Consider the following 11,909-nt stretch of genomic DNA (forward strand, 5'->3'; position numbering starts at 1 on the left):
CGGCCGGGGACCGGACGGTCCTCAGCCCGTCGGGGCGAGGACGCCCGCGAGCTCCTCGGACAGGTCGAGGTGCGCGACCGGGTCGGCGACGCCCGCCGCCTCCGCCTCGAGCTCGCGGACGAGGGGGATCACTTCCCGGCCGAAGGCCTCGACCTCCTCGCGCACGTGGAGGAAGCCGAGCAGGAGCAGGTCGACCCCCACGAGCTTGTACGCCAGCGCCCGGCGCGCGACCTGCTCGGGCGTCCCGACGAGGCCGGTGCGGAAGCCGTCGTTGTACTGCACGAGGTCGCGGAACGTGCTGTCGGACCACATGCCCGTGCCGTCCGCGCTGGAGCGCCCGGCCTGCCGGACGGCCTCGCGGAAGCCCTCGACCTTCTCGACGTCGGCGTGCGCGACGACGTCCTCCACCACCTGCCGGGCGGCGGCCGCGCTGTCGCGGACGACGGCGAAGCCGTTGAGCCCGAAGCGCACGCGCCGCCCGGCGGCCGCGGCGTAGCCGCCGACCTGCGCGACCTGCTCCGCGACGCCCTCGGGCGTGCTGCCGTTCATGAAGTACCAGTCGCTCACCCGGCCGGCCATGTGCCGGGCGTCGGTGGAGTTGCCGCCCTGGAAGATCTCGGGCAGCACGTCCGGCTGGGGGCGGAACGTGAGGCCGCGCGTGCGGAAGAAGTCCCCGCGGTAGGTGAAGTCGTCGGTGGTCCACGCGCCGCGCAGCACGTCGATGAACTCCTCCGACTGCCGGTAGCGCTCACCGTGCTCCAGCCACGTAGCGCCCAGCGACACGGCCTCGTCCTTGAACCAGCCGGAGACGACGTTGAGCGCGAGGCGGCCGCCGGTGAGGGACTGCGCGGTCGCCGCCCACTTCGCGAGCACCGTCGGCTGCCAGAAGTAGGGGTGGACCGCGGCGATGACCTTGAGGCGCTCGGTGGCGAGCAGCAGCGCGAGGGAGAACGACGTCGACTCGTGCTGCTCGTCGGCGCCGTAGCTCGCCGCGTAGCGCACCTGGGTGAGCGCGTAGTCGAACCCGGCGGCCTCGGCGGCCCGGGCCGTGTCGACGTTGTACCGCGGGGTGTGGTCGGTGCGCTGGGGCAGCGTCGAGACGACGAGGCCGCCGGAGACGTTGGGCACCCAGTACGCGAAGCGCAGCGGAGCGGGGTGGGTGGGCTGGGGTGTGCTCATGCGACGGCTCCTGAGAGGACGGCGGGGCGGGTGTACGTGCGGTCGTGGTGCACGAGCGGCTCCGGGGCCCGGTCCGCGCCGTCGACGAGGCCGTCGACGCCGTGGACCTCGCCGAGGACGAGCAGCGAGTCACCGGCCTCGACGAGCCGCAGGACGGCGCCCGCGACGCGGGTGACGACCCCGTCGAGGTGCGGCAGTCCGTCCTCCGCCCAGCGCCAGGCGGTGCCGGGTCCGAAGCGGAGCGCGGCGTCGGCGGCGAAGCGCCGGGCGAGGTCCTCCTGGTCGGCGGCGAGCAGGTGGACGGCGAAGCGGCCGGACTGCACGAGCGCGTGCAGGCTCGACGACGTCCGGGCGACGTTGAACGACAGCAGGGGCGGGGCCAGCGAGACGCTGGCGACGGACACGGCGGTGAACCCGACGGGCAGGCCCGCGTGCGCGGTGGTGACCGCCCAGACGCTCGAGGCGTCGGAGCGGAAGGCGCGGCGCAGGTCCACGGCGGGTCCACCCCAGGTGGGGGTGGTCACGTGGTTCTCCTCAGGTGAGGGCGGTCGGCCCGACGGCTCGACCGGGGTGGGTGGGGGCGGTCGCGACGGCGCTCAGGCGCGCGAGGGCCGACAGCGGCCCGAGGCCGTCCGGAGCAGGTCGACGACGCGGCGGCGCACGAGGAGAGGACGGGGACGTGTCACGAGGTGGACCTCCATCGGCCTGGCGGGAGCACCCTCACCCGAGGTTCCGGGGGGTTGCTGCGGCGTCGACGAGCCAGGTCTCTCGGCCGCTCTGGATGGGCGCCACCACTGTGGCGCCGCAGGCGCCGGCTGTCCACCGTCGGGTGCCGTCCGTCCCGCATGCTGGACCAGGGGTCCACCCGTCCGGGCTAGACGACGGTGACCGGTCCGTGCCGATGACCCGTAGGTGCGCCGCTCCCTCCTGCTCCTCGTCGCGTTCACGATCGCGGCGCTGCTGGGGCGCCTCACCGCGACCGACGGGCTCGGCGGGCTGGCCCTCGTGTGGCCGGCGGCCGGCGTCGCGGTCCTGTGGGCGGCCGCGGTGCCGGACGTGCGCACCGGCGTGCGCGACGGCGTGCTCATGGGCGCGGCGACGTTCGCGGTCCACGACGCGACGGGCGTGCCGCTCGCCGACACCGGCTGGTTCGTCGCCGCCAACCTCGTGCACGCCGCGGTCGGTGCGACGCTGCTGGCGGCGTTCGGCGCCCGCCGGCGGCGCCTGGACTCCGCGGCGGTCGGCGGGGCGATCGTGGCGGCGTCGTTCGCGGCCGCGGCGGCCGGCGCGGTCGTGGTGGCCGGGGCGCCGGACTACGTCGGGACGACGACCGGCGCCCTGCTCGTCCTCGTCCGCAACGCCGTCGGCACCGTCCTCGTGCTCGCGGTCGCACGGACCTGGCCCCCCTCGCGCGACGAGCTGGTGCCCGCGCGCCGCCGGGAGGCGCTGCTGCTGCTCCTCGCCACCCTCGGCGGCTACGGCCTCGCCTTCGTCGTCGGCGACGGCCTCAACATCGCCTACTCCGTCGTGCCCCTCACGCTGTGGGCCGCGCTGCGGCTCGGGCGCTTCCTCACCAGCGCCCACCTCGTCCTCACCGGGGTGCTCACGGTCTGGCTGACCGTCGCCGGCTACGGCCCCTTCGCCGCGTCCGGCACCGACCCCGCCACCCGGGTCGTGCTCGCGCAGGGCTTCCTCGCGGTGCTCGCGTGCGTGGCCGTCAGCATCGCCGTGAGCCGCCACGAGCGCGACGACCTGCTCGGCGCCGTCCGGGCGAGCGAGGCGCGCGTGCGGCGCAGCCTCGACACCGCGCTCGCGGGCCACCTGTCGGTGCGGCTGCGTCCCGACGGGCGCACCGCGGTCATCGGCAGCGCCAACCCCGCGACGGCCGTGCTGCTGCGGCGGCCGGTCGCCGACCTCCTCGGCGCGGACTGGCTGACGCTGCTCGAGCCGTCGCACGCCGCGGAGGTGACGGCCGGGCTGGTGTCGGTCGCCGAGGGCCGCGACCCGTCCTGGCAGGGCACCGCCGAGGTCGTGCTGCCGGACGGGGCACCGCGGTGGGTGCAGCTGCTCGTGGGCCCCGACCTGGTCGGCGAGGCGGGCCACGACGTGCACGGCGCGCGCCTGACGGTGCAGATGCTCGACGCCACCGACCGCGTCGACGTCGAGCGGCGGCTCACGCTGCTCGCCCTCCACGACGACCTGACGGGCCTGCCGAACCGGACCCTGCTGCTGGACCGGCTCGACCAGCAGCTCGCCGCGTCGGGGCGCGACGGCACGGCCGTCGGCCTCCTGTTCCTCGACCTCGACCGCTTCAAGGCGGTCAACGACACCCACGGGCACGCGACCGGCGACGAGCTGCTCGTGCTCGTCGCGCAGCGGCTCCTGGCCTCGGTGCGTCCGCTCGACACCGTGGCGCGGCTCGGTGGCGACGAGTTCGTCGTGTGCTGCCCGGGCCTGGCGTCCGTCGAGGCCGGTCTGGCCGTGGCCGACCGGCTGCTGGAGGTCATGGCGGAGCCGCTGGTCGTGGGCGGGGAGGCCCTCGACGTCGGGGTCAGCGGCGGCCTCACGCTCTCCGGCCCGGGTGAGGACGCGCGCGGCCTGCTCGAGCGCGCCGACGCCGCCATGTACCGCGCGAAGCGGTCGGGGCGGGGCCGCATCACGACCGAGGCCGTGCCGTCGTCCGTGCCGTCGTCCGCGCCGCTGGCGGTCGCCCGCAGCGCGTGAGGCCTCAGCCGCCGAGCGCGTCGCGCATGGGGACGAGCTTCGCCGTCGACTCGGCGAGCTCGGCCGCCGGGTCCGACCCCTCGACGATGCCGCAGCCGGCGAAGAGCCGGACCTCGTGGGCGTCCTCGGCGACGCGCCCGCACCGCAGGGCGATGCCCCACTCGCCGTCGCCGGAGGCGTCGAGCCAGCCCACCGGCCCCGCGTAGCGACCCCGGTCCATGCCCTCCAGCTCCGTGATGAGGTCGGCCGCCGCCTCGGTCGGGGTGCCGCACACCGCCGCGGAGGGGTGCAGGGCCGCCGCGAGGCGGAGGCTCGAGGCGCCGTCGCGCAGCACCCCCGTCACGTCCGTCGCGAGGTGCATGACGTTGGCCAGGTGCAGCACGTACGGCGACTCCGGCACGTTGGTGCCGGCGCAGAACGGCGCGAGCGCCTCCACGACGCTGCGGACGGCGTACTCGTGCTCGCCGAGGTCCTTGCTGGAGCGCGCGAGCGACGCGGCGAGCGCGAGGTCGTGCTCGTCGTCGCCGCTGCGGCGGATGGTCCCGGCGAGCACCCTCGACGCGACGAGCCCGACCTGCGTGCGGACCAGCACCTCGGGGGTCGCGCCGACCAGCCCGGCGACGTGGAACGTCCACGTGGCCGGGTAGGCGCCCGCGAGGCGGCCGAGCACCGCCCGGACGTCCAGCGGCGCCTCGGCCCGGGCCAGCAGGTCGCGCGCGAGGACGACCTTGTCCAGCGCGCCGTCGGCGATGCGCCGGACCGCCTCGGCGACCAGCAGCTCCCACGCGGTGCTCGTCACCGACCCGTCGGCGAAGGACACGCCCGTGGGTGCGGGGGGCTCCGCCTGCGGGCGCGGGGTGCGGTGCGGACCGGGCAGCACGGCGTCGACGGCCGTCGCGCCGGCAGGCGCGACCGTCGTGCGGGTGACCCACCACCGGCCGTCCCGGTGCCCGACGACCGTCTCGGGCACGACGAGCACGCTCGCCTCGGCGGAGGTGCCGGCGAAGGCGAAGGACCCGAACGCGACCGGTCCCGTCCCGCGGCCGCGGACCTCGTCCCGGACGACGGCGCCGGCGAGCAGGCCGCGCCAGCGGCGCTCGGCCTCGCCGAAGCGGTCGGGCCCGCGCGTCTCGAGCCGGGCCGCCTCGCCCCACCCGACGAGACCCTCGCCGCGGCGCACCCACGCGAGCGGCTCGCCGACCCGCGCCGGGTCGGGCAGCAGCGACAGCAGCGGTCCGGGGTCGTCGACCTCGACGGTGCGGGACACGAGCCGCCGGGACGCCGACGGCGGGTGCTGCGGGGTCGGCAGGGGGGCGGACATGGTGCTCCCAGGGTAGGTCCGCCCCCGGGGGCCCCGCGCACCGCACCTACGCTGGACGGGTGGTGCAGCGTGCGGACCTCGACAAGCGCCCGGTCGACGTCTCGTCGATGTTCGACGGCGTCGCGGAGCGGTACGACCTCACGAACACGCTGCTGTCCCTCGGCTCGGACCGGCGGTGGCGCCGCCTCGTCACGCGCGCCCTCGACCTGCGCCGCGGCGACCGCGTGCTCGACCTGGCGGCCGGGACCGGCACCTCGACGGAGCCCTTCGCCGACCTCGGGGCCCGGGCCGTGGCGTGCGACTTCTCCCTCGGCATGCTCCACGTCGGCCGCCGCCGCCGCCCCGACCTGCCGTTCCTCGCCGGCGACGCGACGCGCCTGCCCTTCGCCGACGCGACGTTCGACGCCGTCACGATCTCCTTCGGGCTGCGCAACGTCGTGGACCCCGACGCGGGCCTGCGCGAGCTGCTCCGTGTCACCCGGCCCGGCGGGCGGCTCGTGGTGTGCGAGTTCTCCCACCCCACGTGGTCGCCGTTCCGGCACGTGTACGACCGGTACCTGCTGAGCGTCCTGCCCGCGGTCGCGCGGCGGGCCTCGTCCAACCCCGAGGCCTACGACTACCTCGCGGAGTCCATCCAGGCGTGGCCGGACCAGGCGGCGCTCGCCGAGCGGCTCCGGGCCGCCGGCTGGGACCGGGTGACGTGGCAGGACGCGAGCGGCGGCATCGTCGCGCTGCACTCCGCCGTCCGGCCGGGCTGAGCCGCCGTGGTCGAGGCACAGGTGTGCGCCCGGTGCGGGGCCGACTTCACCTCCTCGCGGCCACGGGCGTGGTGCTCGCAGGCGTGCGCGCGCGGTGCGTGGGCGGACACGCACCCCAACGTGCCGGTGCGCCGACCGGGACGGCACCGTGGCCACGCCGACCAGCTGCGTCCCGAGGAGCAGGGTCGAGGAGGGCAGGACGCGTAGGTGCGGGGGAGCGGGGCGGCGACCGTCGGTGCGGCGACGTACGCTGGTGCCTTCGGCTTGTGAAGCCGTGCACAAAGCCTCGAGCCCAGCCCCGTGGAGGTGGCCAGCGTGAGCAGCGAGCCCGGAGGAGTCCCCGCCGAGGCGGACGTCGTCGTCGTCGGGGCGGGCCCCGCGGGCTCGACCGTCGCGGCGTACCTCGCGCGCGCCGGCCTCGACGTCGTGCTGCTGGAGAAGACGTCCTTCCCGCGCGAGAAGGTGTGCGGCGACGGCCTCACCCCGCGCGGGGTGAAGGAGCTCGTCGCCCTCGGCGTCCCCCACCGCGAGGAGGACGGCTGGATCCGCAACAAGGGCCTGCGGATCATCGGCGGCGGCCAGCGCCTGGAGCTCGAGTGGCCAGAGCTCACCGGCGTGCCGTCGTACGGCCTCGTCCGGCCCCGGGCCGACCTCGACGAGGTGCTGGCGCGCACCGCCGAGCGCGACGGGGCCCGGCTGCTGGAGCGCACGAGCGCGACTGCGCCGGTCCTCGACGCCACCGGGACCATCACGGGCGTCGAGTGGGCGCGTCACGACGAGCGCGGGCGGCGCACGGGCGAGACCGGGACGCTGCGGGCCGGCCTCGTGGTCGCGGCGGACGGCAACTCCAGCCGGCTCAGCCTCGCCATGGGCATCGCCAAGCGCGAGGACCGTCCGCTCGGCGTCGCCGTCCGCACGTACTTCACGAGCCCCCGCACCGACGACGACTTCCTCGAGTCGTGGCTGGAGCTGTGGGACGGCCCGCCCGGGCAGAGCACCCTGCTGCCCGGCTACGGCTGGGTGTTCGGCGTCGGTGACGGCACGAGCAACGTCGGGCTCGGCATCCTCAGCAGCTCCAGCGCCTTCGGCAACGTCGACTACAAGGAGCTGCTGCACCGCTGGGTCGCCACCATGCCGGCGGACTGGGGCTTCACGCCGGAGAACCAGGTCGGCCCCGTCCGCGGCGCCGCCCTGCCGATGGGCTTCAACCGCACCCCGCACTACAGCCGGGGGCTGCTGCTCGTCGGCGACGCCGGCGGCATGGTCAACCCGTTCAACGGCGAGGGCATCGCCTACGCGATGGCCTCCAGCCGCATCGCGGCGGGCGTCGTCGCGGAGGCGATGGCGGCGCCGGGCCTGCAGCGCGAGCGCGCGCTGCGCGCCTACCCGAAGGCGGTCGAGGCGGAGATGGGCGACTACTACGCCCTCGGCCGGGTCTTCGTGAAGATCATCGGCAACCCGTGGGTCATGCGGACGGCGACGCGCTACGGCCTGCCGCGCCCCCTCCTCATGCAGTTCGTGCTCAAGCTCCTCGCCAACCTCTACGAGGACCGCGGCGGCGACGGCGTCGACCGGGTCATCCAGACCATGGAGCGGCTGTCGCCGGTCGCCTCGAGGATCGCGTGAGGGGCGCACGGGAGCCGGGTCACGGTTGCATTTCGTCAGCCGTGGATGACCTAAACGTGCAGGTAGACGGCCTGCACCCGCGTCCCGGCGCGGCTGCGCCCGCCCCTAGGATGACGCCGACCCTGCGAGTGCAGACCCGCCCCGCCGCGGGCGGGCCCCGACGAGGAGCAGTCCTGTGAGCCCCTACCTCCCGCTGGTGATCATGCTGGCGATCGGAGCCGGCTTCGCCGCGTTCTCGGTCATCGCCACCTCGCTCACGGGGCCGGCGCGCTACAACCGCGCGAAGCTCGAGGCCTACGAGTGCGGGATCGAGCCCTCGCCGCAGGCCGTGGGCGGCGGCAAGGTGCCCGTGAAGTTCTACCTGATCGCGATGCTCTTCATCGTGTTCGACATCGAGACGGTGTTCCTCGTCCCGTGGGCCATCGCCTTCAACCAGCTCGGCCTGTTCGCCCTCGTCCAGGTGCTGCTCTTCGTCGGCGCGATCCTCATCGCGTACGCCTACGTGTGGCGCCGCGGCGGGCTCGAGTGGGACTGACGGCCGGCCGCACCACCCGCTGACCGCTCGACCACGGCACAGCACAGCACAGCACGGCACGAACCGACTCTCCGACAGGAGCGCACAATGGGAATCGAGGAGAAGCTCCCCGCAGGGATCCTCCTGGGGCAGGTGGAGCAGCTCGTCGGCCTCGTCCGAAAGGCCTCCGTGTGGCCGGCGACGTTCGGCCTCGCCTGCTGCGCCATCGAGATGATGGCCGTGGGCGGGCCGAAGTACGACATCGCGCGCTTCGGCATGGAGCGCTTCAGCGCCTCGCCGCGCCAGGCCGACCTCATGATCGTCGCCGGCCGGGTCAGCCAGAAGATGGCCCCGGTCGTGCGCCAGGTCTACGACCAGATGCCCAACCCCAAGTGGGTCATCGCGATGGGTGTCTGCGCCTCCTCCGGCGGCATGTTCAACAACTACGCGATCGTCCAGGGCGTCGACCACATCGTGCCGGTCGACGTGTACCTGCCCGGCTGCCCGCCGCGCCCCGAGATGCTGCTCGACGCGATCCTCAAGCTCCACGAGCAGATCAAGGGCGAGAAGATGGGCGCCCACCGCGTCAAGGCGGACGCCGAGGCCGAGGAGCGCGCGCTCGCCGCCACCCCGACCATCGAGATGAAGGGCCTGCTGCGGTGAGCCCCCGCGAGGACGACGGCACGCCCGAGGACACGACCGGCACCCCCGGCGAGGGCGACGAGGCGGCGGCGCAGGGCCCCGACGGTGCGCCCGCGGGCGGCACCAACCCCTCCGGCGCCGACGACGTCACGACCGAGGAGGTCGAGGACGAGGCGCTCGACCCGGCGACCAAGCTGTCGACCGACCCCGCGGTCGAGGAGGCCACCGAGGCGGCCGACGACCCGGGCCCCGACCCCGAGGGCGCCGGTCCGACCGGGCCGACGACGCGGCCCACCGGGGCGACCACCGGCGGCGGCACCGGCGGCACGAGCACGGCAGGCGACGCCGACCCGGCCGTCGTGGCGCGCGACCTCGCGACCGCGCCCGAGGTCGCCTCCTCGACGCCGGTCACCACGCGCCACGGCATGTTCGGCGTGTGGGGGCCCGGCGACACCTCCGGCTACTCCGGGCTCGTCACCACCTCGATGGTGGCGCTGCCGGCGCAGCGGCCCTACGGCGGCTGGTTCGACGAGCTCGCCGACCACCTGACCGACTCCCTGGCCGACGCGGGCCTCGGGTTCGACGGCCCGGGCGGCGCGGTCGAGAAGGTCGTCGTCGAGCACGGCGAGATCACGCTGCACGTGCGTCGTGAGCACCTCGTCGAGGTGTGCCGCCGCCTGCGCGACGAGCCCGACCTCCGCTTCGAGCTGAGCCTGGGCGTGTCGGGCGTGCACTACCCGGAGGACACGGGGCGCGAGCTGCACGCCGTCTACCACCTCAAGTCGATGACGCACCGGCGCCGCGTGCGCCTGGAGGTGTCGGTGCCCGACGGCGACCCGCGGGTCCCGTCGACCGTCGCGGTGTACCCCACGCACGACTGGCACGAGCGCGAGACGTGGGACTTCTTCGGCATCGTGTTCGAGGGCCACCCCGCCCTCACCCGGATCCACATGCCCGACGACTGGCCGGGCCACCCGCAGCGCAAGGACTACCCCCTCGGCGGCATCCCGGTGGAGTACAAGGGCGCCACCGTGCCGCCGCCGGACGAGCGGAGGCTCTACACGTGAGCACCGAGACGAACACCGCACGCGAGCAGCAGGGCCGGGCGGCCGGCGCGGACGACCCCTACGGCGCGACCGACCCCGACGTGCTCGAGGGCTCGGTCGTCACCGTGGGCGGCGGCGACTGGGACGACGTCGTCGACACCGCGCGCCTGGGCGAGGAGCGCATCGTCGTCAACATGGGTCCGCAGCACCCGTCCACCCACGGCGTGCTCCGGCTCATCCTCGAGGTCGAGGGCGAGACCGTCACCGAGGCCCGCGCCGGCATCGGCTACCTCCACACCGGCATCGAGAAGAACATGGAGGTGCGCTCCTGGACCCAGGGCGTCACCTTCTGCACGCGCATGGACTACCTGTCGCCGATCTTCAACGAGACGGCGTACTGCCTCGGCGTCGAGAAGCTGCTCGGCATCACCGAGCAGGTGCCCGAGCGGGCGAGCGTGCTGCGCGTCATGACGATGGAGCTCAACCGCATCGGCTCGCACGCCGTCGCGCTCGCGACCGGCGGCATGGAGCTCGGCTCCACGACGATGATGACCGACGGGTTCCGCGAGCGGGACAAGGCGCTCGACATCCTCGAGGAGATCACCGGGCTGCGCATGAACCACGCGTTCGTGCGCCCCGGCGGCGTCGCGCAGGACATCCCGCCCGGCGCGCTCGACAGCATCCGGGAGTTCGTGCCGAGCATCCGCAAGGGCATCAAGGAGCTCGAGCTGCTGAGCGCGCAGAACCCCACGCTGCGCCCGCGCCTGGTCGGCACCGGCTACCTCAACCTCGCCGGCTGCATCGCGCTCGGCATCACCGGACCCGTCCTGCGCTCGACGGGCCTGCCCGCCGACCTGCGCAAGGACGAGCCGTACTGCGGCTACGAGAACTACGACTTCGACGTCGTCACCCGGACCGAGGCCGACAACTACTCGCGCCTGCGCATCCGCCTCGACGAGATGTACGAGTCGGTCAAGATCGTCGAGCAGTGCATGCACCGGCTGTCCGAGCTCGGCCCCGGCCCCGTCATGGTCGACGACCCGAAGATCAAGTGGCCGTCGCAGCTCGCGCTCGGCGGCGACGGGCTCGGCAACTCCCTCGACCACATCCGCACGATCATGGGCACCTCGATGGAGGCGCTCATCCACCACTTCAAGCTCGTCACCGAGGGCTTCCGGGTGCCGGCCGGCCAGGTCTACACCGCGGTGGAGTCCCCGCGCGGGGAGCTCGGCGTGCACGTGGTCTCCGACGGCGGCACGAAGCCGTACCGGGCCCACTTCCGTGACCCGTCCTTCACCAACCTGCAGGGTGTCTCCGTGATGTGCGAGGGCGCCCAGGTCGCCGACGTCGTCGCGTCCGTGGCCGCCCTCGACCCCGTCATGGGAGGCGTCGACCGCTGATGGCCTACGACACCGCCACGCTCGAGCAGCTGCGCACCGACGCCGCCGCCGTCGTCGCCCGCTACCCGCAGGAGCGCTCCGCCCTGCTGCCGCTGCTGCACCTCGTGCAGTCGGTCGACGGCTTCGTGAGCCCCGACGGCATCGCGTTCTGCGCCGAGACGCTGGGGCTCTCCAACGCCGAGGTCAGCGCGGTCGCGACCTTCTACACGCAGTACAAGCGCCACCCCAACGGCCGGTACACCGTCGGGGTGTGCACGAACACCCTGTGCGCCGTCATGGGCGGGGACGAGATCTTCGCCGCGGTGAGCAACCACCTCGACGTCGGCCACGACGAGACGACGGACGACGGCGTCGTCACGCTCGAGCGCGTCGAGTGCAACGCGGCGTGCGACTACGCGCCCGTCGTGATGGTCAACTGGGAGTTCTTCGACGAGCAGACGCCGCGGTCGGCGTGCGAGCTCGTCGACCGGCTCCGCCGCGGGGAGAAGGTCCGTCCCACCCGCGGGGCCGACGAGGTCGTGGAGTTCAAGCCGATGTCGCGCGTGCTCGCCGGGTTCCCCGACGGCCGCGCCGACGAGGGCCCCAGCGCGGGCCCGGCCACGCTGCGCGGGCTGCGGCTCGCGCGCGAGAAGGGCTGGCGCGCGCCGGAGCCGGACCGCTCCGCCGGCGCGACCGGCGACGAGGAGAAGGGGGCCTGAC

The 11,909-nt window shown here is 74.6% G+C and carries 11 protein-coding genes and 1 riboswitch; of the genes, 8 read left to right on the forward strand and 3 right to left on the reverse strand.

The genetic code is table 11. The features are described 5' to 3' along the window. Positions 1-21: 21 nt before the first annotated feature. Entirely contained in the window at positions 22-1,179 is a 1,158-nt protein-coding gene (gene sfnG, locus WAA21_RS07100; RefSeq protein WP_336922078.1) for a dimethylsulfone monooxygenase SfnG, read from the reverse strand. Further along, entirely contained in the window at positions 1,176-1,703 is a 528-nt protein-coding gene (locus WAA21_RS07105) for a flavin reductase family protein (RefSeq protein WP_336922079.1), read from the reverse strand. The genes sfnG and WAA21_RS07105 overlap by 4 nt, the downstream gene beginning before the upstream one ends. Before the next feature lie 170 nt (positions 1,704-1,873). Continuing rightward, a riboswitch (SAM riboswitch) is annotated at positions 1,874-1,967 on the reverse strand. 124 nt (positions 1,968-2,091) lie between these two features. On the opposite strand from WAA21_RS07105, the gene WAA21_RS07110 reads away from it, so the two are divergent. Further along, positions 2,092-3,903 carry a diguanylate cyclase domain-containing protein gene (locus WAA21_RS07110; protein ID WP_336922080.1) on the forward strand — a complete coding sequence of 604 codons (1,812 nt, stop codon included), beginning with the start codon at positions 2,092-2,094 and terminating at the stop codon, positions 3,901-3,903. A gap of 4 nt (positions 3,904-3,907) precedes the next feature. Here WAA21_RS07110 and WAA21_RS07115 read toward each other — a convergent pair whose 3' ends face one another. Further along, positions 3,908-5,224 (reverse strand): isochorismate synthase, encoded by a 1,317-nt coding sequence (locus WAA21_RS07115; protein WP_336922081.1) that lies wholly within the window; start codon positions 5,222-5,224, stop codon positions 3,908-3,910. 62 nt (positions 5,225-5,286) lie between these two features. Between WAA21_RS07115 and WAA21_RS07120 the strand changes: the two genes are divergently transcribed. The 7 genes from WAA21_RS07120 to nuoE all read left to right on the forward strand — a co-directional run bounded on the left by WAA21_RS07120 (position 5,287) and on the right by nuoE (position 11,908). Continuing rightward, a complete protein-coding gene (locus tag WAA21_RS07120; RefSeq protein WP_336922150.1) occupies positions 5,287-5,982 on the forward strand; it encodes a demethylmenaquinone methyltransferase in 696 nt (231 codons plus the stop codon). Between the two features lie 315 nt (positions 5,983-6,297). Continuing rightward, positions 6,298-7,608 carry a geranylgeranyl reductase family protein gene (locus WAA21_RS07125; RefSeq protein WP_336922082.1) on the forward strand — a complete coding sequence of 437 codons (1,311 nt, stop codon included), beginning with the start codon at positions 6,298-6,300 and terminating at the stop codon, positions 7,606-7,608. Between the two features lie 175 nt (positions 7,609-7,783). Then, positions 7,784-8,143: an NADH-quinone oxidoreductase subunit A gene (locus WAA21_RS07130; protein ID WP_336922083.1), complete on the forward strand. Its 360-nt coding sequence runs from the start codon at positions 7,784-7,786 to the stop codon at positions 8,141-8,143. An 87-nt stretch (positions 8,144-8,230) separates the two neighbouring features. Further along, positions 8,231-8,785, forward strand: coding sequence for a NuoB/complex I 20 kDa subunit family protein (locus WAA21_RS07135; protein WP_336922084.1), 555 nt, complete (start codon positions 8,231-8,233; stop codon positions 8,783-8,785). Between the two features lie 338 nt (positions 8,786-9,123). Further along, positions 9,124-9,831 carry an NADH-quinone oxidoreductase subunit C gene (locus WAA21_RS07140; protein WP_336922151.1) on the forward strand — a complete coding sequence of 236 codons (708 nt, stop codon included), beginning with the start codon at positions 9,124-9,126 and terminating at the stop codon, positions 9,829-9,831. Then, positions 9,828-11,210: an NADH-quinone oxidoreductase subunit D gene (locus WAA21_RS07145; RefSeq protein WP_442893246.1), complete on the forward strand. Its 1,383-nt coding sequence runs from the start codon at positions 9,828-9,830 to the stop codon at positions 11,208-11,210. Before WAA21_RS07140 ends, WAA21_RS07145 begins: the two co-directional genes overlap by 4 nt. Beyond that, positions 11,210-11,908 (forward strand): NADH-quinone oxidoreductase subunit NuoE, encoded by a 699-nt coding sequence (gene nuoE, locus WAA21_RS07150; RefSeq protein WP_336922085.1) that lies wholly within the window; start codon positions 11,210-11,212, stop codon positions 11,906-11,908. Before WAA21_RS07145 ends, nuoE begins: the two co-directional genes overlap by 1 nt. Position 11,909 lies beyond the last annotated feature (1 nt).

It is taken from the genome of Aquipuribacter sp. SD81 (genome assembly GCF_037153975.1).
Classification (GTDB): Bacteria; Actinomycetota; Actinomycetes; order Actinomycetales; family JBBAYJ01; genus Aquipuribacter.